Source organism: Prolixibacter sp. SD074 (genome assembly GCF_009617895.1).
In the GTDB taxonomy this organism is placed as follows: Bacteria; Bacteroidota; Bacteroidia; order Bacteroidales; family Prolixibacteraceae; genus Prolixibacter.
Window position 1 is genome coordinate 3,141,897 of record NZ_BLAW01000001.1, and the last position, 26,301, is coordinate 3,168,197.

The window sequence follows — 26,301 nt, forward strand, 5'->3', positions numbered from 1 at the left end:
CTATTTTTTAACTATCCAATCCTCTGGATTTTGCTTTTTGTTCTCGTGCCAAAGCTGGAACTTCAGAACAGTTTTATTATCTCCCGGATCGGTGTATATTTTCCCGATTTCCTGTTTCGTTTCCACTTTTTGTCCTACACGGACAAACACATCACTCAGGTTCGAATAAACGGTAAGGTAATTTCCATGGCGGATAATTATGGCCATGTTACCGCCCGGTATAGCCACCACCCGCGAAACAGTCCCTCTGAAAATCGCCCGCGCTTTTTCGCCAGCACTTGTTGTAATATCAATACCGTTATTTCGCACCATTACACGCTTCAATACCGGATGCGGGTGCTCACCAAACTCTTCTGTAATCAGGCCACGGTCAACCGGCCAGGGGAAACGTCCCATGTTTTTGCCAAAATCGTCCGACAGTTCTTTTTCAGCAGGCGTTAAACTAAAGCCCTTTTGTTTTTTGGCTGCACTTTTTTTAGCCTCTTCAGCGATGATACGCTCAATTTCGTTTTGAAGACGTTGCTCAACCTTACGTTGCTGCTCCAACTTCTTCTTTAAATCGCGCCGCTTTTTCTGAAGGTTAGCATAATACTGGTTTTGCTGACTTTTTTGCTGGCGTATTTGCTTTGATTCGTCCCGTTTTTGCTCCAACATCTCTTCCTTCTCTTTGCGGCGTTTTTCCAAATCAGCCAGTTTACTGTCCAAAATATTTTTCACCGCAACGATTGCTTCCACCTGCTTTTTCCGATAATCGGCGTACTGTCGCAAATAAAGAAACCGTTTGTAAGCCTGGTTGAAGTCCTCGGCGGACAACAGAAACAAAAGCTTGCTGTTGGCATCAGCATTCCTCCGGGCATACCGGATCATCTGAGCATAGTTGTCCCGGATCTTCTTCAAATCAGAAGTCAGGCTGTGTACAACGTAGGCATTATCGGAAATGGAACTGTCGAGGTAAGCAATTTCACCGTTGATTTCACCAATCAGTTGTGCACGTAACTTGATTTGCCTGTTTAACAGGGCCAACCGGTTAAGCGAAGTTTGCGCGTGCTTGCTGGTTTCTTCCAGTAATTGATTGGTATACTTGATCTCTTCGGCCGTTTTTTGTTTTTTCTTCCGAAGCTCAGAAAGCGACTGAGCTGAAGCCGATGTGACCCCTGCCAACACAAAAAACAAAGCTATCAAAATGCCAGTACACCTTTTCATGGATTAGTTCAGCAACATTTGTTTGTATTTCGATGGAACTCTAAATTTAAACGATTCAGGCTGATCAAACGAAATACGGCTAAGTTTAACTTTTACCTCGTAATTTTCCTTACCTGTATAGTTGATACGGATTTCCTCCGGAAACCATCGGCCATCGATCTTTTCGAAATGGGAAAAATCCAGGCTCATGGTACGGTTATAGTCGATATCGTTGAACACCAGTTTTCGTATCACAAATCTGTCGGGATCCACATAGATGTCCTGCCTTATTAAATGTTCTTCATCAAAGCGGTTTCGGTATCGTTCCAGTTTTTCCTCCTTCCGGATAACCTTCCGCAACTTTCGATCTTTCATCGACGAAATCCGGTACATTCCGTCATCAATTGTACAATGAAAATCACGAAAATCGCGGTCTTTCGGATCATTCCGAAAGGAAAAGAGCTGATTGGTAAAAATTGCTTCGAACATATCAAAGCTAATGTCCATTCCCAACCGCTTTGATAAATAATTCAAAGCGCCTTCGTAATACGCTTTGTTGATATAATAAACCGCCCGGAAGGTATCGGGGATAATTTCGAGTTTACCTACCGGAATGGTAGCTTTTTGTGCATTAATCTGTATAACACTGTCCCTTTTTATTCGGTACGAAGCCCTCAACGAATGGCTTTTACCTTGCGCTTTCACATTAACTGAGACTCGTTTAACAGCCATTGTTTCATAAGATGGCTCATTCACTGAAACGTTTTTCAGAATACGCCCGCAGCTCATGTGTCTAATCTTCGTAGCCGTTGTAACTTTTTCAGTCGATTTACATGAAAATAAAAGTATTGCTATAATGCTCACCCAAATAAAACGGAATACAACTCTCCTGCTAATCTTTAACACAGTCAATTCGGATTTTCTTCGATGTAGGTTTTCTTCTCAATTTTCTCTTTCAGCATAGGTGAGCCATTTCCCATTTTTTCCGACTTTTCCCAATTTTCCAAAGCTTTGTCTTTTTCATTAAGAAAATAAAGAATATCGCCATAGTGCTCGAGCAATACCGGATTTTTATCGTCGTCGTTCCGGATTGCTGACTCCATATAAAATTTAGCCAACTTGTAATCTTTTTTCTTGAAAAGCACCCAGGCATAAGTATCCAGAAAGGTTGCATTATCAGGATTTGCCTGGACAACCTTACCACTCAACTTTTCCGCCAATTGCAAGCTGTCGTTTCTCAATGAAAGATAGTACGCGTAATTATTCATCGCGGTGTAGTTGGTCGGATCGAGCTGCACCACTTTATCGAACATAGCATACGCCTCCTTTAGTTTCTTCATTTTGTAAAGCGCTTCCGCACGGTACATGTAAAACTGTGAGCTTACCTGATTATTATCGCCTACGTACTGCTGTCCCTTGTCTAAAATAGAAATAACGTCCTTATATTTTTCCATCTGTAAGGCACCAACCGCTTTCATTACATAAAGCAGCGGTTGACTGGGAAAATATTTAAGGGCATCGTCACCATCGGTGTACATAGCCTTCCAGTCCTGCAGGTTATTATCGAGGAACAGTAGTCGTTGCCAGTATTGAATATTGTCCTTGTTCATTCCCACCACAATACGCATCTCGTCGCGTGCCTTTTCAATCTTATTCTGCTGAATGAGGTAATCGACAAACATCGCACGCGGACGCTCATCATCCATGTTGGCATTCATCATTGCCTTCAGCAACTCAAGCTCTTGCTCATCGCTTACTTTCCGATTGTCCTTCTGAATCAGCATCGCGTACATCTGGATCTTGGTATCCACGTCCAGATTCGGATTTTTGAATGCCAATAACAAATGCTTGTACGCTTCATCCGGTTTTCCGCTTTCGCGATAAAAATTGGCCAGTGAAATTTGCACGAAACCATTGTCCGGACTGATTTTCAAAATTTTATGGTAATTCTCCAGTGCTTTCGCGCTATCCCCATCGGCCAGGTACATATCGGCCAACAAACCATAGTAGCGGGTATCTTTCGGATTGGTTTTAATCAATCCTTCAATTTCATCAAATGCTTCTTTCTTTTTTCCCATTTTGAGATAAAGCTGCTGTTTCGCCACCGCAATTTGTTCCAGCGGGCCAGTCGATTGCTGAAGTACATCAAATGCTTTCAGTGCATCTTCGTACTTACCGGCCTGTGCCAGCAGGGAAGCGTGATAGTATTTGTAATCATCGTTCCCGGGGAAAAGAACCGCCAGTTGTCCATACTGATCTGCCGCTTTATCAAACTGTTTGTTTTGTTGATAAACGCGCGCCAGCATTAAGTGATAATATTCGTTTTCGGGATTATTGGCAACTGCCTTTTCGAGCAGCAACATGGCGCTGGTAAAATCGCCCTTGGCAATATGGATATTTGCCAGTTCGAACATGGCCGTCGAAGAAGTAGGATCGATTTCGAGGCAACGCGAGAAAATCGGGATGGCTTTATCAATATTTCCCAATGCTTTCTGCTTTAACCCTTCAATTAACAAATATTGAAATTCCCGATTCTGGTCTTTGGTAACCTGGGTTGTTCCCTGTGCCACCTGTTTTTCAGGAGCCTTTTGTGCCACTTGTTTCGTTGTTGTACAAGATGACAACCCAACAAGGGACAGAAACAAAACCCAATAGGTAATCGTATTTTTTCTAATCATGGTGTTAATTAACAGCACCGTGTGCCTATGTATAATTTAATATTTCCCGGTGTGCCCGAATCCGCCTTCACCGCGAGCTGTTTCAACCAATTCAGTCACTTTCACCCATTCTACTTTTTCGTGTTGGGCCACCACCATCTGTGCAATACGATAGCCATCGGAAATAACAAATTCTTCGGAGGAAAGATTGATGAGGACAACCCGGATTTCACCACGATAATCAGCATCAATGGTACCGGGAGAATTCAAAACGGTAATACCATTTTTCAAAGCAAGACCGCTGCGTGGTCGGACCTGTGCTTCGTATCCTACCGGAAGTTCAATATAAAGGCCGGTGGGAACAAGCGCACGTTCAAGAGGTTTTAATAGAATATCTTGTTTCAGGCTGGCCCTCAAATCCATACCAGCCGAATGCCCGGTACTGTAATGTGGCAGAGGGTGCCCTGAATGATTGACAATTTTCACTTCCATATGTTCATTTCGGTATTTAACCCGCTAAGATATAAAACTTAAGCGAAACGAATTAGTTAAAAAATGTTTTGCCCTGCCAAGTCCTAAACAAACAAACGTTTCAACTCTTTTTTTTCTTTTACAACAACAAATCCCAGGAAAAATAGAATGACAATTGTCCGAAGCACATAATGAATGATAACATTCGATACGTTGATGTTCACTCCAATGAAATAAAGAACAAGTGCTACGACAAAATAAAGTGCCGCCCGCTTCAGATCATATTTAACCGGAAAGTGCTTTTGCCCAAGGAAATAAGAAGCAACAGTCATTACAACCGAGGCTGCCAAAAATGCCAACGCTGAAGCCATATATCCCAACACCGGAATAAACATCACGTTCAATCCAATAGTAACAACGGCCCCCAAAAGCGCCAGCTTAGCGCCGTAACTCGTTTTATCGGTCAGCTTATACCAAAGCGAGAGGGTATAAAATATTCCCTGAAAGAAATATCCCATTAAAATGAATGGAACAATTTTCAAACCCTCGTAATAACCGGAACCAATAAAATATTTTGCTATACCAATATAAAGCATCACCCCTAAAAAAATGGTCAATCCGAAAATGACAAAATATTTCATCACCAATGCATAGGTCATTTTCGAATCTTCTCCTTTATAGTGGGAAAAGAAAAACGGTTCGAACGAATAACGGAATGCCTGAATAAACAGGTTCATTAGCACAGCCAGTTTGAAGTTGGCCGCATAAATTCCCAATTGTTTCAAACCATCTACTGATGGCGGTAACAATTTCGGCATCAATATTTTTTCAATATTCTGATTTGCCATTCCGGCCAAACCGACAATAAGTAAGGGCCAGCCGTACCGAAGCATCTGCAGCAATAATTGCTTGTCGAATACCATTTTCTTTCCGATGAAATCGGGAAAAAGCAACAGCACCATAACAGCCGATGAAACCAGGTTCGAGATGAACACATACCCAATTCCGATATGAGGATTGTAAATGTACCTGAAAATGGAATCGGGATTTCCATCGATAATTTTCGGGCAGTAATAAATCAGGAAAATATTCAAACCGATGTTGACAAATATTCCGGCCAGCTTCACAAAAGCAAAGCGAACCGGACGGCTATTGAGGCGAAGCCGAGCAAACGGAATGGAGGTAAATGCGTCGAGCGCTACTGTCAATCCCATCCAACGGATATATTCCGGATGACCGGGATATTCCATCCAGTCGGCTATATTTTCTGAAAAGACATAAACAGCCAGCACAAAAGAAATCGATGTGACCAGTAATGAAATGAGTGTTGTGCTATAAACTTCGTCAGGCTTTTTACTTTTCCCGGCAAAGCGGAAGAAAGAAGTTTCCATTCCGTAGGTGAGCAGAATCAGTAAGAATGCCACGTAGGCATACACGTTACTGACAATGCCATATTGTTCCGGAAGAAACATCCGGGTATAAAAGGGAACCAACCACCAGTTAAGAAATCGTCCTATGATGCTCGAACCACCATAAATGACGGTTTCTCCGGCCAGTTTTTTCAGTGCGCTCAAATCGGTGCTTTATTAACGATGCATTATTTATTTTTACAAATATAAGGTTACCCGGTATACATAGGAGGGCCTTTGACGGAAAGGAACATTTTTTTTATAAATGCTACGTTGAAGATCTTGTTCACCACATTTGGGGGTTACTCACTATCGTGAAAAGCAGCATACACGAGCGTTCCACGTGAAGCAATTTTAATAAATCTGACAAAATTGTTAATAACTGCCGAAAAATTTGAAAATTTGCCGCTAACCATACCATTTTTTAATTTCGTTGTTTGTTTACCAGTTGATATGATGAAAAAGTTAGCTGTTCTCACATTCTTCCTGTCATTAACGGGAATTCTTTTGCTTCAATGTTCGAGTACACCAAAGCGTTCCCGAAAACCGGTAACAGCTATCGATATTTTGCCCAAAAGCAAATTATATCCACAGGGGACCCCCATTACCATTCAAACAAAAACCAATGTAAAAAACGGTACCATCCAGAACATAACTGTAGAGGTTGACGGAAATAGTTACTTCAGCGGAAAAACGTTGGAAAACGAAATTAAAGTAGCAACTGACCAAATGTCGATGGGAAAACATTCCATAAAAGTTACCGCCATCAAAACTGACAGCGTTACGGGTGAAAATTATTCCGATTTTACCATTGTTTCCGATACCAAACCGGTTGAATACACGTATGAAATTACCGCTACTTATCCTCACAACACCAAATTTTTCACTGAAGGTTTACTAATTCACGACGGTTATTTGTACGAAGGGACCGGGGAAAAAGGACAATCGGTAATTGCCAAACAAATTATGAAAACCGGAAAAATTATACAGGAAAAGAAGCTGGACAGTAAATACTTTGGTGAAGGAATTTCCATTTTGAACAACAAACTTTACCAGCTTACCTACAAGGCACAAACCGGCTTTATTTACGATGTAAAAACATTTGACAAAACCGGAGAGTGGCATTACGACTCTAAAGAAGGGTGGGGATTGACCAACGATGGAACGAATCTCATTATGAGTGACGGAACAGAAAACCTCCGTTTTCTCAACCCTGAAAATCTTCAGGTTGTAAAAAATCTCAGTGTTTACGACAACAAAGGTCCCATTAAATACCTTAATGAGTTGGAATACATTACCGGTGAAATTTGGGCCAATGTCTGGACGACGAATACGATTGTCAGAATTGACCCGAACAATGGAAAAGTACTTGGAAGAATTCATTTAACCGGATTACTCAGTGTGATGTACCGCAATGAAAATAAACCGATTGATGTATTGAATGGAATAGCCTGGGATGCCAAAACCAATGCCATTTACGTAACCGGAAAACTGTGGCCAAAACTTTTCGAAATTGTCCCTGTGAAGAAATAGTTGAAGGGAAAAAAATAAAAGAAAGGCCGGTACTTCATTTGTACCGGCCTTTTTATTTTAAAACAGAGATGGATTATCTCCGTCAATTTTTGATCTTCCCAGGTGATGATAAGCGTGCTCTGTCGCTTCCCTTCCACGGGGTGTACGTTTTAAAAATCCTTCCTTAATCAGGAAAGGTTCATATACTTCCTCAATAGTTCCGCCATCTTCACCAACTGCAGTAGCAATGGTACTGATTCCAACCGGGCCACCATTAAATTTATCGATAATAGTCGTCAAAATACGATTATCCATTTCATCCAGGCCATGTTTGTCAATATTGAGGGCCTCCAGGCTAAAACGCGTAATTTCGATATCTATTTTGCCATCTCCCTTCACCATGGCAAAGTCACGTACCCGCCGAAGGAGAGCGTTCACGATTCGCGGCGTACCACGGCTTCGTGAGGCTATTTCAACTGCAGCATCACGATTAACAGGAACATTCAGAATAGAAGCAGAACGTTCAACAATACCCGTCAGAATTTCCGTATCGTAATATTCCAGATGAGAATTGATTCCAAAACGTGCACGTAACGGGCTAGTTAGTAACCCCGACCGGGTGGTCGCCCCAATTAATGTAAACGGATTTAATTCCAGCTGAATGGAACGGGCGCTGGGACCTTTATCGATCATGATATCAATCCGGTAATCTTCCATTGCTGAATACAGATATTCTTCCACAACAGGACTTAACCGGTGTATTTCGTCAATAAAAAGCACATCGTTTGTTTCCAGGTTGGTCAGCAATCCGGCTAAATCGCCCGGTTTATCCAATACCGGGCCGGACGTCAATTTTAAATTAACTCCCAGTTCGTTAGCCAGAATATTTGAGAGTGTAGTTTTTCCTAATCCTGGAGGGCCGTGAAGCAAGACATGATCGAGAGCTTCACCCCGCATGAGCGCAGCCTTGACAAATACCTGAAGGTTTCCAACAATCTTAGCCTGTCCTTTAAAATCCTCGAAACGAAGCGGACGTAACTGGTTATCAAATTCACGTTCAGTTTCAGAAACCTGATTGCCCCTGAGATCAATGAAGTCGCTCATAATATAAGGAATTCTTTACCAGGTAAAGTTAGTGAATGAAGGGAGGAAAACAATAATCAGACAATCTTAAGGTTCATCAAAATCTCATTGAGCTGATTCATATCAAAAGGCTTGGCAATAAATTCATCCATTCCCCACGAAAGGCATTTTTCCCGATCATTATCTAGCGTATTGGCGGTAACAGCAATGATTGAAGTATATTCGTTTAGCTTGTCCGTTTTTTGAATTTTTCTAATCTCCCTGGTTGCTTCCAATCCATCCATCACCGGCATCATAATATCCATCAGAATCAAATCAAATTTCTTTTCTTTGAAAAGATTCACCGCTTCCAGTCCGTTATTAGCAATAGAAACCTTGTGGTTATACTTACGCAAATTGTAAGTAGTAATTTTCTGATTTAGAAAATTATCTTCTACCAGCAGTATGGACAGCCCTTCTTTATTTCTATCTTCAATTTTCAAATCAGCAGAGTTTAAAAAAAAATCCGTTTACATATTAGTACTATTTTTATCTAAAAGGATACCCTTTGAATTCAAATTATTTTCAAAGTTGTACTGCAAATAAATCTATAGGTATAGGCGTTTAGACCGCCCAATAAATTAATAATGGCTACTTTTGTAGCATGAATGAAAGAAATCAATTTAAAGGAGTGAACTCAATTAAATTCAATAAAACATTTTCGACAGATGAAGATTGTTATCGGTACTTGGCAGGGATCAAGTGGAACGAAACAGAATTCCATTGTAAAAAATGTGGCCATACAAAATACTGCAAAGGCGTTAAGCCATTTTCAAGACGATGTATGAAATGTAAATATGATGAAAGTCCAACAGCCGGGACTCAGTTTGATAAATGTAAATTCCCATTACTACTGGCTTTTCACATAGCATTCAAAATAAGTACAAAGAAGAAAGGAATGTCTTCGTTGGAATTATCTCGAGAGTTTGAACTTCGTCAGAAGACTTGTTGGGAATTCAAATGGAAAATCCAACAAGCTATGCAAAGCAGTAAATTGCATCCTATCAACGGGATAGTTCATGTAGATGAATTCTATATCGGCGGACCAGAAGAAGGAAAACCAGGCCGGAGTAAAGGGGATAAAAAGCTTGTCATTGTTGCCTTAGAAATAGTCAAAGGCGGGGTTGGACGTGCTTACGCCCAAGTTATCAGCGATGCTTCGAATACTTCGTTTAAACCATTTTTTGAAACATACATTAGCAAGGATGCAAAAATCGTCACTGATGTATGGAAAGGATATATTCCTCTAAAAAAAGATTACCCAAATATGGAACAAATGAAATCAGAGAAGGGCAAAAATTTTCCAGATCTCCATTTTCACATTATGAATATAAAGGGATGGCTAAGAGGAATTCACCAACATTGCAGTGAAGAACGACTTCAAGGATACCTTGATGAGTTTCATTTTAGGCACAATAGACGATCAAATATGGAGACAATCTTCGATGTACTCATAAGAAGGATGGTTTATTCTAAGCCTATTCGCTTACAATCAGTTGATTAACCTGGGATGTCTAAACGCCTATACCTATAAATCTAATTGCAGAGAAATAAACAAATCAGAACAGACATCTTCATTTAGTATTATTTAATATAAGATTAAAAATTAAAAATAATGATGTTAATGATATGCGGTTTATAATGGTCATAAGTTCGTATTTCTTTTCTATGAATAGTCCTTATTAACCCCCGTTTTTCCAATCCTGACAAGTAATAAACATAACTTTGTTGTATTATTCAGTAATTTAAGAGGATTTCAACAGCTTGTTAAGATCGTTTTGTGAATAGCTGTTTGTTTTGTTGGAAGATGTTAATTCTGTGTAAAAGTAGTTGATTTTTTTGAGTGAAATTGATTGCTAAGTTTTTTGGATCTTACAATGGGCCGTTTTAATGAAATTAATTTTCTATTCACCAAAATTATTTTTCAGATTTTGTTTTTATTTCTTAACATGATTGAAACATTTATTTCGGTATATGAATCAGTTTTTGGTGGTTTGATTTGAAAAGTGATATGAAAAACAGAATTTTGCGAGTTTATTAACATTGTTAATATGTGTTTAAAATCCCATTTGTAATTGGTTTTTTGTTTTTATAGTCAGTTATTTTTCGGTTGGAAAAGTAGTGAAATGAAAATGTTCAGTCAATAATATAATATGTTACCATGAAGAAGAAAAAACGCTTTATTATCGATTCTGAAATTGCTGTCGATAATGTGGATTTAAGGAAAAAGCTGAAGTACAATATTCAACAGTATGATAAAGCGTTTCATACGGGAATTAATCGTTTTTACAATCATACAGCGCTCAGAAAAAGAGCTTCGGATGTAAAGGATACGGTTGTTTCTGAGCTTGACGATTTTCTTGTTCAATTTGAAGAAAACGCTACTAAAAATGGAAGTCAGGTTTTATGGGCGAATGACAAAGAAGAAGCCATTCAGTTGATTACTAATATACTTTTGGATGAGGAGGTAAAATTGGTAGTTAAAAGTAAATCCATGCTCAGCGAGGAAATTCATTTAAATGAAGAGTTGGAAAAACTGGGTATGGTAAGTCAGGAAACTGATTTAGGGGAATTTATCGTTCAGACTGCTGGTGAACCACCTTTTCATATCGTAACACCGGCTATGCATAAATCAAAAGAAGATGTAGCAGTGCTTTTTCATGAACATTTTCAGACACCGCTCAATTCTACTCCTGTTGAACTGACGGACTTTGTCAGGGAAAAGCTACGTATTAAGTATCAGCAAGCGGGTGCCGGCATTACCGGCGCTAATTTTCTTATTGCTGAAAATGGAAGTGTAGCGTTAACTGAAAATGAAGGAAATGCCGTAATGAGTACTTCTTTTCCAAAAGTGCACATCGTTATTTCCGGAATTGAGAAGCTCATTCCATCAATGAAAGAACTGGGATTTATTTGGCCTTTGCTGGCTGGACATGGAACCGGGCAAAAAATTTCGGCGTACAACACGATTTTTAGCGGTCCAGGGAAGGATAATGAAAAGGATGGACCTACGAAGCAGTTTATTATTTTAATTGATAACAAACGCTCGTCGTTGTTGGATACGGATGAGCATTGGCAAGCATTAAAATGCATCCGATGCGGCGCTTGTTTAAATGCTTGTCCGATTTATAAAGTAGTTGGTGGATATACGTACAATACAGTTTATAGTGGGCCTATTGGCTCTGTTATTACACCTTACATGACCAATTTTAAAGAGTTTGGTCATCTTAGTTCTGCCTGTACGCAGTGTGGAAAATGTGAAGAAGTTTGCCCCGTTATGATTCCATTGCCCAGATTATTACTTTTAAACCGAAAACTAACAAACGAAAAAGGGGGGAATGATTGGCGATGGGATACAGGAATGAAATTTTTTGAATACATTAGCTATAACCGAAAACTGATGGACCTGACACAAGGTTGTTTAAAAAATTCAGCTATTTCGTTAACAGGAAAAAACTTAATGGGTAGAAAGAAATCGATGCCGACTTTTGAAGAGCTCTCCTTTTCGCGGCAATGGAAAATAAAATGTAAAAACGGATGATGTTATCAAAGACGTGTAAATATGCAGTTCGCTCAGTCATTTATATGGCCGCAAATTATAATGAAAATCAGAAGTGTGGAATTAAAGTCCTGGCAGAAGAGTTACAAATACCAGCGCCCTTTTTAAGTAAAATTCTTCAGAAATTAGCGCGTTTCAATGTATTGGTTTCCAATAAAGGGCCTAACGGTGGTTTTGCGCTAGCGGCTCCACCGGATAAAATTTCGTTATATAGAGTGGTCGAAATTATTGATGGAAAAGAATTGTTTGAAAGTTGTGCGCTTTCCGATGATACTTGTGATGGGCGTAGGGAAGCATCTCACGTTTGTGCACTTCACGATAGTTATTCCGATATCCGAAAACAACTGATACTCACATTTAAAGAGAAAATGATTTCTGATTTACTTTCTGAAGCAGACGGTTTTCCTGGCAATATGAAATTCTAACTCAACCATTTACCGACAAATGTATTCTTCAGCCAGTACAGGTAAAACGGCGTACCGGCTATGGCCCCCATGGTATTAAAGAAGAAATCGCCCCAACTGCAATCGCGGTTGATGGGTAACTCGTATTGAAGAATTTCAAGCAGGCCTCCTACAACGATTAGCAGGAAGGCATTAGTGAGAATAATTTTCCTGTTGGAATATTTTTTGAATTGGGAAAAATATACTGCAAGAAGCAGGGACATAACGAAATACATCGTGAAATGAACGAACTTATCGAAACCAGGTAGGGATAATATCGACAGCTTGGGAATTTCGGCGGACGGAGTTAAACTTAGGTAAAGAATAACAACAAACCAGGCAATAATTTTAATGTACTTTTGCATTTTGATTTAGATTGAATTGCGAATATACAAAAATGGCGGGCATATACTTTCACATACCTTTCTGTAAAACACATTGTCATTATTGCGATTTCCATACCAGTTGCCGCCTGGCGGACTTACCTGGTGTTATGGAAGCAGAATTTAAAGAGCTTTCCCTCAGGAAGAATTATTTAGGTCCAGAAGCAGTCGATACTGTTTATCTTGGGGGCGGGACACCGTCGCTGTTGGATCTTGAATACCTGACGAAAACTCAAAATTTGGTGAGGCATATATTCGAAGTTAATGAAGATGCGGAATGGACACTTGAGGCTAATCCTGATGATTTAGATCAAAAGTATTTGTTTGATTTACAGAAATCAGGTTTTAACCGGTTGAGCATCGGAACACAGAGTTTCGATGGGGAAATTCTGAAGTATTTAAATCGGCGTCATGATGCGCAACAGGCAATAAGATCTGTTTTGCTGGCCAGAGAAGCGGGATTTCAGAATATCTCGGTTGATCTGATATACGGTATTCCCGGTTTAAGTAAAGAAGCCTGGGAGCGTTCAGTTGATATGGTGATAGATTTGGATGTGGAACATCTGTCCGCATATCATCTTACTTACCATGCGGGAACGGTGTTGTATCAACGGTTAAAGGACGGAAAATTAAGTGAGGTTCCGGATGAAGTTAGTCTCGGGCAGTATGAATATCTCATCAAGGCATTAAAGAAAGCTGGTTACGAACATTATGAAGTGAGTAATTTCGCTAAGGGAGGTTTTTATTCACGCCACAATTCGGCTTATTGGAAAGGGCAAAAATATTTGGGTATCGGGCCAGCCGCTCATAGCTACGACGGAAAGTCCCGACAGTGGAACATAAGGAGTAATCCGGAATACGTTCAGTTGATTAACCGGAATGAGCAGTTTTTCGAAATTGAGGAATTGAGTGAAGTTGATCGGTATAACGAATATATTATTACCTCTTTACGGACGATTTGGGGAATTGAAGTAACGAGAATTGAGGAAACATATAACAAAGTCTTGGCAGCCTACTTTAAGCAAAAGCTGGATAAGTATATTGGTTCCGATTTGGTTTATATCGAAAATCAAGTCGTACGTTTGACTGAAAAAGGAATTTTTGTTTCCGATCGGATTATGGAGGATTTCTTTTACGTATGATTCATTAACTTAGTTGGTAAAGTGAAATTTTGGTGCAATGAAGGATTGGAGGGAGATACAAGAAATTTACCAGGCGCTTTGCAACCATTACTACCGCAATAAGATATTATTGGGACTAGTTCGGTTCGTTGTTGCAATGGTTGGATTGTTTTTTCTTTTCATTGGATTACAGCACGTTTACTACTTTGATTCCTGGTTGCGTACATTCCTTTTTTACTTCTTTATTTTTCTTTCTCTTGTGCTGTTTATTTTATGGGTTATCAGGCCTTTGGCCTGGCGATTCGGATTTATTTCGGGTGTCAGCCGGTTGGAGATTAATAATATTCTGAAATTTCATTTTCCAGCGTTAGCGGATCGGTTTCTTAATATGTTGGAATTGGTCGATGCATATGTCGGTAATGAAGATGCTAATGATTTACTGGAGGCCAGTATTCAACAAAAGTTGGATATCGTCAAAAGGTTTCCTTTGGCAGATGCTTTTCGTTTTGCCTTACCCCGGTTCGAAAAATGGAGTCTGTTTTTTTTAATGGGTTTTGCGTTATTGGTTGTTATAGTTAAGCCAAATTTTGTTTCCAAAGGGTGCTTTCAGTATACGCATTACCTTGAGGAGTTTTCTCCTGCCCCTGATTTTACCTTTGTTTTATTGAATGATTCGCTTGCTGTTAAAAAAGGCAGTTCACTAAAAATTGCGGTACGATTGCAAGGCAGAAACTTTCCGGGGCACCTCAATGTCGTTATGAATGGAAATCAGATGGCGATGAAGGCTAATGAAGATGGTTCGTTTAGTTATTCTATCAGTAATGTGTACCATGATTTACAGTTTCAATTAAATGGCGGTAGCTGTTACTCCGGTGTATACCATGTCAGATGTTTGTCGGTGCCCATTGTTCGTTCGTTTGCATTGGAGGTTGTCCCGCCCAAATATACCGGTTTAAATGAGTTTACTTTGGAAAATCAGGGAGATGCTGAAATTCCTTCCGGCAGCCATGTTTTTTGGACAGTTAATTCTGTTGATGCCGATTCTGCGTTCCTGTCCTTTGGGCAGTTGTTAAAACCGATGAAAGAAAAAGGGAAGAATACGTTTAGCGTGGATTCTTCGGTCATTTCACCAATGGAATATTTTTTCCGCGCAAGCAATCAATATTTTAAAAGCGACGGCTTAGTGTATAACCTGAAAGTTTTGAATGATGGGCCGCCTATTATTGCAGTAAATCAAGTGCAGGATACAGTCAATCTTACTTCCTTTTATTTTCATGGCCGTATATCCGATGATTATGGTATTAATAATGTTAAATTTCATGTTGCCGGCGGTGATATAGATTCAAGTTTAAATGTTGCTATTTATCCTAATCAAAACCCACAGGATTTCTTCTATGGATATAATTTCATCAGCATGAAACCTGACGTTTATCAATATTGGTTTACAGTTGCTGATAATGACGTATTAAATCACTTTAAAGAGAAACAAAGTAAGGTTTTCACTTTTCGCTTTCCAGGGTTTAAAGAAATTGAGTTGCAAAATAAAGAAGGATATAGCCGGCTTCAGGAAAACTTAAATGAAGGAAAAGAGGTAACCCGGAATATTCAGCAGGATTTTGAGAAAATGCGCAGACAAATGCTCAGTGGTCAGTTAACCGATTGGGAGAAGAAGCAAATAGCCGCGGGAATCAAAAAGCAGGGCGGGGAACTTCAACAACTGATGCAAAATGTGAGTAAAGAGAACCGCCGGCTGAATAATCTCTCCAAAAATTTTTCTCAATTATCTCCTGCCCTGTTGGAGAAGCAGAAACTGGTCGAACAGTTGATGGACCAGTTGTATTCCGACGAGTTGAAGAAATTGTTTGATGAATTTAATTCGTTGCTTAACCAGTTTGATCAGAAGAAATTTGATGAGTTAACAAAAGATCTTAATTATCGGTTGGAAGACCTGAATAAGCAGTTGGACCGCAGCATTGCGATGTTGAAGAAAATGGAGGTTGAAAAATCCATTCACGGTATCCGGAATAATCTGGAAAAGTTGGCAGAAAGACAGCAAAAATTTTCTGATGAGGTTAAGCGTTCTTCATATACGACGCGCGATTCACTGAGGAATTTATTACAACGGCAAAGCGAAGATATTCATCAGGCTTTTTCAGCGCTGGATTCAGTTGCGGAACAAAATGATGAGTTGGACAGACCTTATTCAATTATTAAATCAGGTTCTTTGCAGGATAAAATCAGTAAAGATTTGAATGTTCTTTCTGATTTGGATGGAAACGGGAAACGACGGAAGAAAAGTGAAATTTCCGAAGGTATAGCACGCTCATTAAAGCAAATGGCTGATAATTTGAATCAGGGTATGTTGTCTTCTCAAATAGAGGTTGATTGGGTTCAAATCAGACGCTTACAGTATTTGGCTGAAAATATTCTGACTTTTTCTTTTCAGCAGGAAAAATTGATGTTGAATATGACTGGTGTTTCGGCGTTGGATCCTTCCTTGACAAGCTACCTTGATATGCAGAAGAATCTTGGGCTGTACGAAGCTCAACTGCGGGACACACTTTATCTATTGTCGAAACAGGCGCCGCAAATTAATGCGCAAATCGGTAAAGAGTCCCTCGACTGGAAGTTTTATACGGACAAAGCGCTTTCCAATCTGGAAGAGGGTCAATACGCGAAAGGAAGGGTAAATCAGCAATTTTCAATGGCAACCGCCAATAATTTGGCGCTTTACTTATCGGAAGCGCTTCAGCAGGTTATGAACATGATGAAGTATGCGCGGCCTGGTGATGGAAGTAGCAATAAACCAGGTGGAAATAGTAGTTCGGCACCCGGCGTAAAGGCTATCCAGGATAAGTTGAAGAAGCAAATGCAAAGTATGATGAATGATTTGAAGAATGGCGTGCAACCGGGAAATATACAAATTGGGAAAATGTTGATGCAGCAGGAAATTCTTCAACAGGCTATTCGTGAACAGGTGTTGAAAGGTGGTTTAGGCCCGGATGTCGAGTCTCAATTAAAGGAGGCCCAACGGTTACTTGATCAGAATCGAAATGATTTGTTAAGTAAAAAGGTTACCCAACAGACAGTTAACAGACAAAATCTTATATTTGAACATTTATTGGATGCGCAAAATGCCAAAATTCAGCGAAATTCTGATAATGAACGAGGGTCGCAAGTAGCTAAAAGGCAAATGGTTAGCCATCCGGAAAGCTATTTTGGAATCGAAGGGAAGAGTGGAAATGAGTTTGACATAATGTCAGGTTCAACGTGGAGAATGAGCTATTTCTATCGCAAAAAGTTTAATTCTTATCTTAAGAATATTAATGGCCAATAGTATAATCAAACGGCAACTGCAGATTGACTCGCGCATTGAAGAATTGAAGACATGCCTGAAGGTTTGTTATGAGATGCGTGATTTACTTTCGCTTGATTGTGATACGTATTTTTCTTTTCAAACTTCGTTGCTGGAGGCTGTTGAGAATGCTATTGTGCATGGGAATAAATTTGATGACAGTAAAAAAGTTAAGATTGGGTTGACGGTAGAAGACTCTATTATTGAGGTTCTTATTGAAGATGAGGGAAATGGTTTTGACCCCGAGTGTATTGCCGATCCTACCTGTGGCGATAATTTAACAAAAGAGAATGGAAGGGGAATATTCTTTATTAAAAACCTTTGCGATGATTTTCAGGTTATTGGTAAAGGTAATATCGTTAAATTAATAATCCGTATTTAGCTGTGAATATAGAGTTTTACAATGAGGATGTGGAGTTGCCCCATCTCGATACTGGACGCGTAAAACAATGGCTCCTTTTTATTGCTGGCAAGCATGAAAAGGAAGTTGGTGAGATTAGTTATATTTTTTGCAGCGATTCGTATCTGTTGGAGGTAAACAAGCAATATCTCGGTCATGATTATTTAACGGACATCATTACGTTCGATTATACTGAAGGGAATACGATTTCCGGCGATGTTTTTATCAGCGTCGTTCGGGTAGCTGATAATGCTATTGAGTTTAATGTTTCTTATGAGGAAGAATTGTTAAGGGTAATTTCTCATGGCATTCTTCATTTGATTGGATTTAAAGATAAAAAAGAAGCCGATCAGGAAGTGATGACGCAACAGGAAAATGCGTCAATATTAGATTATCATAATATTTAAATTTAAGAAATAATGACAATCTTGCCAAAATATGATGTGATTGTAGTAGGGGCCGGACATTCCGGTAGTGAGGCTGCAGCAGCAGCGGCAAATTTGGGTTCGAAAGTTTTATTGATTACTATGGATCTGAATAAGATTGCACAAATGAGCTGTAATCCGGCTGTTGGAGGTATTGCTAAAGGGCAGATAGTTAGGGAAATAGATGCACTTGGTGGCTATATGGGAATTGTCACTGATAAAAGCACAATTCAGTTCAGAATGTTAAACCGCTCTAAAGGGCCTGCAATGTGGAGCCCCCGGGCGCAGTGCGACAGGATGCGGTTCTCAGAGAATTGGAGAACCGTTTTGGAGGGGATTCCGAACGTGGATTTCTGGCAGGGAACCGTAAAAGACCTGATTTTTGATGGAAATAAGGTCTCCGGCGTGCGGACTGAGTTGGGTGTAGAATTTTTTGGGAAGGCGGTTATTTTGACAAACGGTACTTTCTTAAATGGTTTAATGCACTTCGGAAAAACTCAAATTGAGGGAGGACGTATTTCAGAACCTTCTTCAAAAGGTATGTCTGCCCAGCTTTTCGATTTTGGTTTTAAGGTGGGAAGGATGAAGACTGGAACGCCGGTTCGAATCGATGGTCGTTCAATTGATTTTTCAAAATTGGAAGAGCAGCCTGGAGATGGCAACCATGGAAAATTCAGTTATCTCCCGGAATCTGATAATACTGCATTAAGGCAGAAGAGTTGTTTTATTACCTATACCAACAAGGAAGTTCACGAAGAACTTTCAATTGGTTTTGCTTTTTCGCCGTTATTTGATGGAAGTATCGAAGGCCGGGGTCCAAGATATTGTCCGAGCATTGAAACTAAGCTGGTTACGTTTGCAGATAAGGAGGAGCATCAATTATTTTTGGAACCGGAAGGAGAATGTACCATAGAGTATTATCTAAATGGATTTTCTTCGTCGTTGCCGTGGGACGTTCAGGTTAAAGCCATCCACAAAGTGAAAGGATTGGAGAATGCGCGGATACTTCGGCCTGGTTATGCCATTGAATATGACTATTTCGATCCGACGCAGCTTCATCATACACTTGAGACCAAGATGGTCGCTAACTTGTATTTTGCCGGACAAATTAATGGAACGACGGGTTATGAGGAAGCAGCTGCTCAAGGTTTGATTGCAGGGATTAATGCCCATCTGAAGATTGCAGGTAGGGACCCGTTCACGTTAAGCCGGAACGAGGCATACATCGGCGTGCTGATAGATGATCTGGTAACTAAGGGCGTTGATGAGCCCTATCGCATGTTCACCAGTCGCGCAGAGTATAGAATTCTTCTTCGGCAGGATAACGCTGATATTCGATTAACTGGAAAAGCATACAAACTTGGCCTGGCCGGCGGGAAACGTTATACTTTGATGCAAGAGAAAATTTCATTGCGGGATAAGTTAATTGAATTTTGTAAAGACTATTCTATCAAGCCGCAATATATTAACGATCTCCTCGAATCAAAAGGTACAGCGCCGCTGAAACAAGGGACAAAATTGTATAATTTGGTGCTGCGTCCGCAACTTCGGATTTTTGATTTCATTGGGGCAGTTCGCGGCTTAACGGTATTGTATGATAATTTGCCTGAAGATAGGAGAGACGAAATAATGGAGTCTGCCGAGATTATAATCAAGTATTCTGGGTATATCGAGAGAGAAAAAGGAATTGCAGATAAGTTAAACCGTCTCGAAAATATTGATATTTCACGTAAATTTGATTACATGTCCCTTGAATCTTTGTCGACCGAAGCGCGACAGAAATTGGATAGGATTCAACCCGGCACCATTGGACAAGCCAGTCGGATTTCAGGTGTTTCGCCTAGTGATATCAATGTACTTTTGGTGCTATTAGGACGATGATGTTCCACGTGGAACATAAAGAAAAGATATTGCAGACTTATTCGTTTTCCTACAATTAAAGAGTTGAAATGACAAAAATTAATTTGGATGTTGTACAAGCATCTATCAGAAATGTTCCCGACTTTCCGAAGCCGGGAATTCAGTTTAAAGATATAACCACTGCATTTAAAAAGCCTGATCTCTTCCGCTTTATTGTGGAGGAGACTGCCGCTCATTATCGCAATCTCGGGGTAACACGAATTGTGGGAGTAGAGTCTCGCGGATTTATTTTGGGCAGTGCTTTGGCATATAAATTAGGCGCCGGTTTTGTGCCGGTTCGTAAACCTGGCAAATTGCCGGCCAAAACGTATAAACAATCTTATGAATTGGAATACGGAACCGACACACTGGAAATGCATACCGATGCGCTTTCTCCGGATGATGTGGTTTTAATTCACGACGATTTACTGGCTACTGGTGGAACGGTTGGTGCTACCATTGATTTGGTCCGTAAGTTTGGTGTGAAGAAAATTTTTGCTAATTTTTTCGTTGAATTAGATTTGCTGAATGGGAGTGGGAAGATCGATGAACAAGTACCGGTTTGGTCATTGATTCATTTTTAAGTAGAGAATATGAGTGAGGAAAACCTGCGGAACGAACGGTTGAAAGAATTGGTTCGGGTACTTCCTGAATCTCCCGGGGTTTATCAGTATTTCAACGCCGAAGGGAAAATTATTTATGTAGGTAAGGCCAAAAACCTTAAAAAACGGGTTTCCTCCTATTTTTCCAAACACCACGACAATCGGAAAACAGCAATCTTAGTTCGTAAGATTGAAGATATTCAGCATGTCGTAGTCGAGACTGAAGAAGATGCCCTTCTACTGGAAAATAATCTCATCAAGAAGTACCAGCCACGCTACAACGTCCTTCTCAAGGACGATAAATCATATCCCTGGATTTGTATCAAGAATGAACCTTTTCCACGGGTGTTTTCCACCCGAAGGGTAGTGCGCGATGGCTCTCTTTACTTCGGCCCCTACACTTCTGTGGGAATGGTGCGCACCATTCTGGATGTAATAAAACAGCTTTATGCTATCAGGACCTGTGGCTATAATCTGGCGCAGGATAATATTGCGAAAGGCAATTACAAAGTTTGCCTGGAATATCATTTGGGAAATTGTAAAGGGCCATGTGAGGGGCTTCAGGAAGAAGGGGAGTACAACGAAATGATTGACCAGATTAAAAATATCCTGAAAGGAAATCTGAATTCAGTCACATCGCACCTTCAATCAGTCATGGATGAGTATGCTTCTTTGTATGAATTCGAGAAAGCTGCAGAAATAAAATCAAAATTCGACATTCTCGAAAAATACCGCAGTAAATCGACGATTGTTGGTTCATCCATCACGGACCTGGATGTATTTTCTTTCGATGAAGACGAGAAATTTGGGTACGTTAATTTCCTAAAAGTTGTCGACGGGGCGATTATTCAATCGCACACCATCGAAATGCGGAAGCGGCTTGATGAGTCGAAAGAGGAATTATTGGCGCTGGGGATTGTCGAAATCCGGCAAAAAGTATTCTCTAATGCGCGGGAAATTGTGGTTCCTTTTTTCCCTGACACCGGTTTTGGTCAAATCAATTTTACGGTTCCACAGCGTGGCGATAAGCGAAAATTGTTAGAGCTTTCGCAGAAAAATGCACGTTTTTATAAGTTGGAAAAACGAAAACAGCAATCGCTTCGCAATCCACAGAATAAAGTAGACCGGATTATGGAGACGATGAAAATCGATCTGCGATTGAAGGAAGTGCCGGTTCACATCGAATGTTTCGATAATTCCAATATCCAGGGAAATTACCCGGTGGCATCGTGTGTTGTTTTTCGAAATGGAAAGCCAGCCAAAAGAGATTACCGGCATTTCAATATAAAAACAGTGGAAGGTCCCAACGATTTTGCCTCAATGGAGGAAATTATTTTTCGTCGCTACCGTCGATTGTTGGACGAGGAGAAAGATTTGCCGCAACTAATCGTGATTGATGGGGGGAAAGGACAGCTGGGCGCTGCCTTAAATGCATTGGAAAAACTTGGGTTAAGGGGAAAAATCAGCATTATTGGAATTGCCAAGAGGTTGGAGGAGATCTTCTTCCCGGGTGACAGCATTCCCATTTACCTGGATAAAAACTCGGAGACTTTAAAGATCATTCAGCGCCTGCGCGACGAAGCCCACCGGTTCGGAATTACCTTTCACCGGAATAAGCGTTCTGCTGGTTTTATTAAATCTGAACTGGATAGTATTCCGGGCATCGGCCCTAAAACGGTTGAAGCACTTTTGAAGGAATTTAAGTCGCTGGAGCAGATAAAAAGCCGTTCGATAGAAAAAATAGCGGGGATAATTGGGCGGTCAAAAGCTGAAAAGATAATTTCTTTTTTTAATTCAAATAGCAGTAAATCAACTAATAAATAAATATTACGTGAATTTTTAGTAGTTAAACTAAAAGAAAAGGTTCAGTAATTCCCCCAGTTTTATTTTCTTCAGATTATTTTCCTCAAAAAACTGCTGTAGTTTCCCTCTGATATCGTTTCGTTCGTGGAAGGTATCCATCAATTTCCCGGATAGAACTTTCACCAATTCAACTGATAAAATCTCACACCTCAATTCCACCGTTTTAATCCTGCCTTTCTCTATTTTTAGGCTTAGTGATGCTGGTCCGCCTGAAACCAACCCGTCTTTTTGGAATACATATTTCGGCGAATAGCCATAGTTCCATTTCCATGTTCCGAATTTTTCCTTTTGTAATTGTCCAATGGCAGCTAAATCTTCGCTGGAAAAAGTATATGGTTTTGCATGGGGATTAACTTCACGGATATGTGCCAAAATCTGCTGTGTGAATGCTTCAATCGAAGGAGGAGAAGAAAGAAATGAGGAGATGTTGGCAACCCGCGATCGATTTGATTTTACGGCCTTATCCTGGAAATAAGAAGGGTTTGATTTCAGCGCACGTGAAATTGTCCCGATTTGGGAATTGTAAAGCAATGTTCCGTGCGACAAAACGCGTTTTTTGTAAACATGCATCGCATTACCCGATATTTTTCTGCCTTTCACGAGTAAGTCGTGCCGGCCCGAAAATGTTGCTTCAATACCAAGGGTGGCCAAGGCATTTACAATGGGTTGAGTGAAGCGTGTAAACGAAATATCCTCATTGGTGGCAATATTCCGGATAAAGCAGAAATTCAGGTTCCCGGAATCATGAAAAACCGTACCGCCGCCCGACAACCGCCGAACCACTTTGATTCCGTTGGCTTCAACATAATCCAGATTGATTTCCGAAAGCGTATTCTGGTGCTTACCAACGATAATGGATGGCTCGTTGATGTACAACAGGAAGAACTCATCGGTGAAATTCTTCAGCAAATATTCTTCCGATGCAATATTGAAATACGGGTTGTTCGACGATGAAACCAGGTAATACATAGCTCTAATTTTATCAATATGCCGGCAAAAATAGGGTTTTGTGCTTAATCTTGCTCTATACAGCGGTAAATCCTTAAATTAGGGCTCCAAAATTCAAAGGTATTATGCGTGCAGTGATTCAGCGGGTTAGCCGGGCTTCAGTAACCATTGATGAAAATGTTAAGTCATTTATTAATAAAGGGTTACTTGTTTTGTTGGGAATTGAAGGGGCTGACGGACAAGAAGATATTCAATGGCTGAGTAATAAAATTACTCAATTACGGGTGTTTAATGATGACAATAATGTAATGAATCGTTCTGTTAAAGACATTGATGGAGAGATACTTGTGATTAGTCAGTTTACACTTTACGCGAAGACGAAGAAAGGAAACCGGCCGTCATACATCAGAGCCGCCAAACCGGAAATTTCAGTTCCGAGGTACAAAGCCTTCGTGGAACAATTATCGAAGGATTTGGGTAAAGAAGTGCAAACCGGTGAATTTGGCGCACACATGGACGTCGAGTTGGTGAATGACGGACCGGTAACCATTTTAATTGATACGAAAAACAAGGAATAAATGGAAGAACAGGTGACACTGCAGGAGGCACAAAAAAAGGTTGACGACTGGATCAAAACGTACGGCGTCCGCTATTTTAGCGAACTGACCAATATGGTTATCCTTGCGGAAGAGGTGGGGGAGCTGGCCCGCGTCATTTCTAGAAAATATGGCGATCAGTCATTCAAGAAAGGAGAGGATAGTAGTAAATTAGCCGACGAGATGGCCGATGTGCTTTGGGTGTTACTTTGTTTGGCCAATCAAACCGGAGTGGACATTACATCTGCGTTCCGGAAAAATCTGGAAAAGAAGACAATTCGCGATAGTGAACGACATAAGAACAATAAAAAATTATAAACATAAAGATATGGAAATGAAATCCATCAACGGTTTCGATCGCAAATTTGCGGGCGAAGAAGTAAAACAAGCCATTGAAAATGTGCTAAATAAATATGCAGAAAAAAGGAATGACGAAATGTTGGAACTGGCTTTTTCCTGTATTGACCTGACAACATTGAATTCAACGGATACAGAAGCACGCGGGAAACAATTTGCCGACAATATTTCCAATTTCAGTATACAATTCCCAGGTCTCGCCAATGTAGGTGCCATTTGTGTTTATCCGAAGCTTGTTCCGGTAGTCCGGGAAAACCTGAAAGCAGAAAGCGTAAATATAGCAGCGGTTTCAGCCGGCTTTCCCTCTTCCATGACATTTACCGATGTGAAGGTGATGGAAACGAAAAAGACAGTTGAAATGGGTGCTGACGAAATCGATATTGTTATTTCCATTGGGGATTTCCTGGCCGGGAATTACGAATTTGTGTTCGATGAAATCAAGCAATTGAAAGAAGCCTGCGGCGATGCTCATTTGAAGGTAATCCTGGAAACGGGAGCGTTAAAAACGCCGGAAGCTATTTGGAAAGCTTCCTTGATTGCGATGCATGCCGGCGCTGATTTCATCAAAACGTCTACCGGGAAAATGGAACCGGCCGCGACATTGGAAGCAGCCTGGGTAATGACAACGGCCATTCGTCACTATTACGAAGAAACCGGACGAAAAGTGGGATTCAAGCCTGCCGGCGGAATTTCAACAGCCGACGAAGCGTTGCAATACCTGACGGTTGTCGGCCAGGTGCTGGGTGAGGAGTGGATGAATAACAAACTTTTCCGGATTGGAGCAAGCCGACTGGCGAACAGGGTGTTGACGGAATTAGTAGGAGAAGAAGTGAAATACTTCTGATTTCTGAAAAAGATAGATGCCCCGTAAAATGTCATTCAGGCGCTTTTACGGGGTTTATTTATTTCGGTAGGTAATGTAGTAGATGTATTGCCGAAGTGCCGTTTTAACGTCTGATTCGGGGTAATCAGCCAAAATATTCAGCGCTTTGTCCCGGTAATCGAGCATCACCTGGTGAGCATACTCAATTCCGCCGTTTGCTTTCACGAAATTGACGACTTCCTCGATATTTTCTGCTGATTTAATGCGCTTCTTAACGATCTTCTGAATTTTCTTCGCTTCTCCGTTTTTCGATTGGCTCAAAGCATAAATGAGCGGGAGTGTCATTTTTTTCTCCCGAATATCATTCCCGGTAGGTTTACCCACCAGGTTGGTCTTTTCGTAATCAAACAAGTCATCTTTAATCTGGAAGGCAATCCCGGCAAATTCGCCTAATTGCCACATCCGCGAAATAACTTCCTTATCGGTTGTCACCGAACTGGCGCCAACAGCAGCGCTTGTAGCCAGCAACGAGGCGGTTTTCTTCCTGATAATCTCAAAATAAACCCCTTCGGTTATGTCTTGTTTCCGGGCTTTTTCAATCTGAAGAATTTCGCCTTCACTCATGTCGCCTACGGCTTTCGAAATCAATTGAAGAAAGTCGTAATCCTCGTGCTCGATGGACCATAGCATTCCTTTGGCCAGGATGAAATCACCAACCAAAACAGCCAGCTTATTCCGCCAGATGGCATTTACCGAGAAAAATCCACGGCGCTGGTATGACTCATCAACCACATCATCGTGTACCAGCGTAGCCGTGTGCAGCAATTCGATGGTCAGGGCAGCATGATAGGTCCGGGTATTGAACGTTCCGTTCAGCTTGGCTGTTAGAAAAACCAGCATGGGGCGCATCTGCTTACCCTTGCGCCTTAGAATATGGTTGATAATCGAGTTGAGCAGGGGAATATCCGTTTTCGTCGACTTACGGAAAAACGGCTCGAAACCTTTAAGCTCTTCGGCTATTGGATTCTTTATTTGATCAATCGAAACAGTTGGCATCTTTATCTACTATCCTTATAATCCGCAACGTCCAAAGGTAAGAATTAATTTGATCTGCGAACGTAAACTTGTTTTGAAACTTTCTAAATTACTGATTAACAGTAAAATAGAATGTTTT

At 40.5% G+C, this 26,301-nt stretch carries 24 protein-coding genes; 14 read left to right on the forward strand and 10 right to left on the reverse strand.

What is annotated here, in order from left to right:
• The 5 genes from GJU82_RS13465 to GJU82_RS13485 form a co-directional block, all read right to left on the reverse strand.
• A complete protein-coding gene (locus GJU82_RS13465; RefSeq protein WP_153632623.1) occupies positions 1–1,203 on the reverse strand; it encodes a murein hydrolase activator EnvC in 1,203 nt (400 codons plus the stop codon).
• A 3-nt stretch (positions 1,204–1,206) separates the two neighbouring features.
• On the reverse strand, positions 1,207–1,914 hold the full coding sequence (locus tag GJU82_RS13470; protein ID WP_194831059.1) for a DUF4292 domain-containing protein: 708 nt from the start codon (positions 1,912–1,914) through the stop codon (positions 1,207–1,209).
• Positions 1,915–2,090: 176 nt separating this feature from the next.
• Complete coding sequence (locus tag GJU82_RS13475; protein ID WP_153632625.1) at positions 2,091–3,860, reverse strand: lipopolysaccharide assembly protein LapB; 1,770 nt, start codon at positions 3,858–3,860, stop codon at positions 2,091–2,093.
• A 36-nt stretch (positions 3,861–3,896) separates the two neighbouring features.
• Positions 3,897–4,331, reverse strand: coding sequence for a dUTP diphosphatase (gene dut / locus GJU82_RS13480; protein ID WP_153632626.1), 435 nt, complete (start codon positions 4,329–4,331; stop codon positions 3,897–3,899).
• A gap of 83 nt (positions 4,332–4,414) precedes the next feature.
• On the reverse strand, positions 4,415–5,884 hold the full coding sequence (locus GJU82_RS13485; RefSeq protein WP_153632627.1) for an oligosaccharide flippase family protein: 1,470 nt from the start codon (positions 5,882–5,884) through the stop codon (positions 4,415–4,417).
• A 288-nt stretch (positions 5,885–6,172) separates the two neighbouring features.
• Between GJU82_RS13485 and GJU82_RS13490 the strand changes: the two genes are divergently transcribed.
• Positions 6,173–7,252, forward strand: coding sequence for a glutaminyl-peptide cyclotransferase (locus tag GJU82_RS13490; protein ID WP_153632628.1), 1,080 nt, complete (start codon positions 6,173–6,175; stop codon positions 7,250–7,252).
• Between the two features lie 57 nt (positions 7,253–7,309).
• Here GJU82_RS13490 and ruvB read toward each other — a convergent pair whose 3' ends face one another.
• Entirely contained in the window at positions 7,310–8,335 is a 1,026-nt protein-coding gene (ruvB, locus tag GJU82_RS13495; protein ID WP_153632629.1) for a Holliday junction branch migration DNA helicase RuvB, read from the reverse strand.
• A gap of 56 nt (positions 8,336–8,391) precedes the next feature.
• Entirely contained in the window at positions 8,392–8,796 is a 405-nt protein-coding gene (locus GJU82_RS13500) for a response regulator (protein ID WP_228488702.1), read from the reverse strand.
• Positions 8,797–8,957: 161 nt separating this feature from the next.
• On the opposite strand from GJU82_RS13500, the gene GJU82_RS13505 reads away from it, so the two are divergent.
• The 3 genes from GJU82_RS13505 (at position 8,958) to GJU82_RS13515 (ending at position 12,337) form a co-directional block, all read left to right on the forward strand.
• Positions 8,958–9,857, forward strand: a complete 900-nt coding sequence (locus GJU82_RS13505; protein WP_153631109.1) for an IS1595 family transposase — start codon at positions 8,958–8,960, stop codon at positions 9,855–9,857.
• A gap of 657 nt (positions 9,858–10,514) precedes the next feature.
• Positions 10,515–11,894 (forward strand): LUD domain-containing protein, encoded by a 1,380-nt coding sequence (locus GJU82_RS13510; protein WP_153632630.1) that lies wholly within the window; start codon positions 10,515–10,517, stop codon positions 11,892–11,894.
• On the forward strand, positions 11,891–12,337 hold the full coding sequence (locus GJU82_RS13515) for an Rrf2 family transcriptional regulator (protein WP_153632631.1): 447 nt from the start codon (positions 11,891–11,893) through the stop codon (positions 12,335–12,337). Before GJU82_RS13510 ends, GJU82_RS13515 begins: the two co-directional genes overlap by 4 nt.
• Here the strand turns inward: GJU82_RS13515 and GJU82_RS13520 are convergent.
• A complete protein-coding gene (locus GJU82_RS13520; protein WP_153632632.1) occupies positions 12,334–12,720 on the reverse strand; it encodes a VanZ family protein in 387 nt (128 codons plus the stop codon). The genes GJU82_RS13515 and GJU82_RS13520 overlap by 4 nt on opposite strands.
• A gap of 32 nt (positions 12,721–12,752) precedes the next feature.
• Here GJU82_RS13520 and hemW point away from each other — a divergent pair, with 32 nt between their 5' ends.
• From hemW to uvrC, 7 genes are all read left to right on the forward strand, one after another.
• Positions 12,753–13,880 carry a radical SAM family heme chaperone HemW gene (gene hemW / locus GJU82_RS13525; RefSeq protein ID WP_153632633.1) on the forward strand — a complete coding sequence of 376 codons (1,128 nt, stop codon included), beginning with the start codon at positions 12,753–12,755 and terminating at the stop codon, positions 13,878–13,880.
• A gap of 37 nt (positions 13,881–13,917) precedes the next feature.
• On the forward strand, positions 13,918–17,196 hold the full coding sequence (locus tag GJU82_RS13530) for a hypothetical protein (protein WP_153632634.1): 3,279 nt from the start codon (positions 13,918–13,920) through the stop codon (positions 17,194–17,196).
• Positions 17,186–17,596, forward strand: a complete 411-nt coding sequence (locus tag GJU82_RS13535) for an ATP-binding protein (protein WP_153632635.1) — start codon at positions 17,186–17,188, stop codon at positions 17,594–17,596. The genes GJU82_RS13530 and GJU82_RS13535 overlap by 11 nt, the downstream gene beginning before the upstream one ends.
• 2 nt (positions 17,597–17,598) lie before the next feature.
• Positions 17,599–18,021 carry an rRNA maturation RNase YbeY gene (gene ybeY / locus GJU82_RS13540; RefSeq protein ID WP_153632636.1) on the forward strand — a complete coding sequence of 141 codons (423 nt, stop codon included), beginning with the start codon at positions 17,599–17,601 and terminating at the stop codon, positions 18,019–18,021.
• A gap of 12 nt (positions 18,022–18,033) precedes the next feature.
• A complete protein-coding gene (gene mnmG, locus GJU82_RS13545) occupies positions 18,034–19,920 on the forward strand; it encodes a tRNA uridine-5-carboxymethylaminomethyl(34) synthesis enzyme MnmG (RefSeq protein WP_153632637.1) in 1,887 nt (628 codons plus the stop codon).
• Positions 19,921–19,988: 68 nt separating this feature from the next.
• The gene (locus GJU82_RS13550; protein WP_228488703.1) at positions 19,989–20,522 is read left to right on the forward strand and encodes an adenine phosphoribosyltransferase; all 534 of its coding nucleotides are present in this window, start codon (positions 19,989–19,991) and stop codon (positions 20,520–20,522) included.
• 9 nt (positions 20,523–20,531) lie between these two features.
• Positions 20,532–22,364, forward strand: a complete 1,833-nt coding sequence (gene uvrC, locus GJU82_RS13555; RefSeq protein ID WP_153632638.1) for an excinuclease ABC subunit UvrC — start codon at positions 20,532–20,534, stop codon at positions 22,362–22,364.
• 27 nt (positions 22,365–22,391) lie between these two features.
• On the opposite strand, the gene GJU82_RS13560 is transcribed toward uvrC, so the two are convergent.
• Positions 22,392–23,372, reverse strand: coding sequence for a lipoate--protein ligase (locus GJU82_RS13560; RefSeq protein WP_153632639.1), 981 nt, complete (start codon positions 23,370–23,372; stop codon positions 22,392–22,394).
• 104 nt (positions 23,373–23,476) lie between these two features.
• Between GJU82_RS13560 and dtd the strand changes: the two genes are divergently transcribed.
• The 3 genes from dtd to deoC are packed head-to-tail and all read left to right on the forward strand — an operon-like array spanning position 23,477 to position 25,148.
• The gene (gene dtd, locus GJU82_RS13565; RefSeq protein WP_153632640.1) at positions 23,477–23,929 is read left to right on the forward strand and encodes a D-aminoacyl-tRNA deacylase; all 453 of its coding nucleotides are present in this window, start codon (positions 23,477–23,479) and stop codon (positions 23,927–23,929) included.
• Positions 23,930–24,265 (forward strand): nucleotide pyrophosphohydrolase, encoded by a 336-nt coding sequence (locus GJU82_RS13570; protein WP_228488704.1) that lies wholly within the window; start codon positions 23,930–23,932, stop codon positions 24,263–24,265.
• 10 nt (positions 24,266–24,275) lie between these two features.
• The gene (gene deoC / locus GJU82_RS13575) at positions 24,276–25,148 is read left to right on the forward strand and encodes a deoxyribose-phosphate aldolase (RefSeq protein WP_153632641.1); all 873 of its coding nucleotides are present in this window, start codon (positions 24,276–24,278) and stop codon (positions 25,146–25,148) included.
• 54 nt (positions 25,149–25,202) lie between these two features.
• On the opposite strand, the gene GJU82_RS13580 is transcribed toward deoC, so the two are convergent.
• Positions 25,203–26,183, reverse strand: coding sequence for a polyprenyl synthetase family protein (locus GJU82_RS13580; protein ID WP_153632642.1), 981 nt, complete (start codon positions 26,181–26,183; stop codon positions 25,203–25,205).
• Positions 26,184–26,301 lie beyond the last annotated feature (118 nt).

Coding starts and splice junctions, on each gene's coding strand:
- GJU82_RS13465 (WP_153632623.1), bottom strand. CDS start 1,203: ATGAAAAGGTGTACTGGCATTTTGATAGCTTTGTTTTTTGTGTTGGCA.
- GJU82_RS13470 (WP_194831059.1), bottom strand. CDS start 1,914: ATGGCTGTTAAACGAGTCTCAGTTAATGTGAAAGCGCAAGGTAAAAGC.
- GJU82_RS13475 (WP_153632625.1), bottom strand. CDS start 3,860: ATGATTAGAAAAAATACGATTACCTATTGGGTTTTGTTTCTGTCCCTT.
- dut (WP_153632626.1), bottom strand. CDS start 4,331: ATGGAAGTGAAAATTGTCAATCATTCAGGGCACCCTCTGCCACATTAC.
- GJU82_RS13490 (WP_153632628.1), top strand. CDS start 6,173: ATGATGAAAAAGTTAGCTGTTCTCACATTCTTCCTGTCATTAACGGGA.
- ruvB (WP_153632629.1), bottom strand. CDS start 8,335: ATGAGCGACTTCATTGATCTCAGGGGCAATCAGGTTTCTGAAACTGAA.
- GJU82_RS13505 (WP_153631109.1), top strand. CDS start 8,958: ATGAATGAAAGAAATCAATTTAAAGGAGTGAACTCAATTAAATTCAAT.
- GJU82_RS13510 (WP_153632630.1), top strand. CDS start 10,515: ATGAAGAAGAAAAAACGCTTTATTATCGATTCTGAAATTGCTGTCGAT.
- GJU82_RS13515 (WP_153632631.1), top strand. CDS start 11,891: ATGATGTTATCAAAGACGTGTAAATATGCAGTTCGCTCAGTCATTTAT.
- GJU82_RS13520 (WP_153632632.1), bottom strand. CDS start 12,720: ATGCAAAAGTACATTAAAATTATTGCCTGGTTTGTTGTTATTCTTTAC.
- hemW (WP_153632633.1), top strand. CDS start 12,753: ATGGCGGGCATATACTTTCACATACCTTTCTGTAAAACACATTGTCAT.
- GJU82_RS13530 (WP_153632634.1), top strand. CDS start 13,918: ATGAAGGATTGGAGGGAGATACAAGAAATTTACCAGGCGCTTTGCAAC.
- GJU82_RS13535 (WP_153632635.1), top strand. CDS start 17,186: ATGGCCAATAGTATAATCAAACGGCAACTGCAGATTGACTCGCGCATT.
- mnmG (WP_153632637.1), top strand. CDS start 18,034: ATGACAATCTTGCCAAAATATGATGTGATTGTAGTAGGGGCCGGACAT.
- GJU82_RS13550 (WP_228488703.1), top strand. CDS start 19,989: ATGACAAAAATTAATTTGGATGTTGTACAAGCATCTATCAGAAATGTT.
- uvrC (WP_153632638.1), top strand. CDS start 20,532: ATGAGTGAGGAAAACCTGCGGAACGAACGGTTGAAAGAATTGGTTCGG.
- GJU82_RS13560 (WP_153632639.1), bottom strand. CDS start 23,372: ATGTATTACCTGGTTTCATCGTCGAACAACCCGTATTTCAATATTGCA.
- dtd (WP_153632640.1), top strand. CDS start 23,477: ATGCGTGCAGTGATTCAGCGGGTTAGCCGGGCTTCAGTAACCATTGAT.
- GJU82_RS13570 (WP_228488704.1), top strand. CDS start 23,930: ATGGAAGAACAGGTGACACTGCAGGAGGCACAAAAAAAGGTTGACGAC.
- deoC (WP_153632641.1), top strand. CDS start 24,276: ATGGAAATGAAATCCATCAACGGTTTCGATCGCAAATTTGCGGGCGAA.
- GJU82_RS13580 (WP_153632642.1), bottom strand. CDS start 26,183: ATGCCAACTGTTTCGATTGATCAAATAAAGAATCCAATAGCCGAAGAG.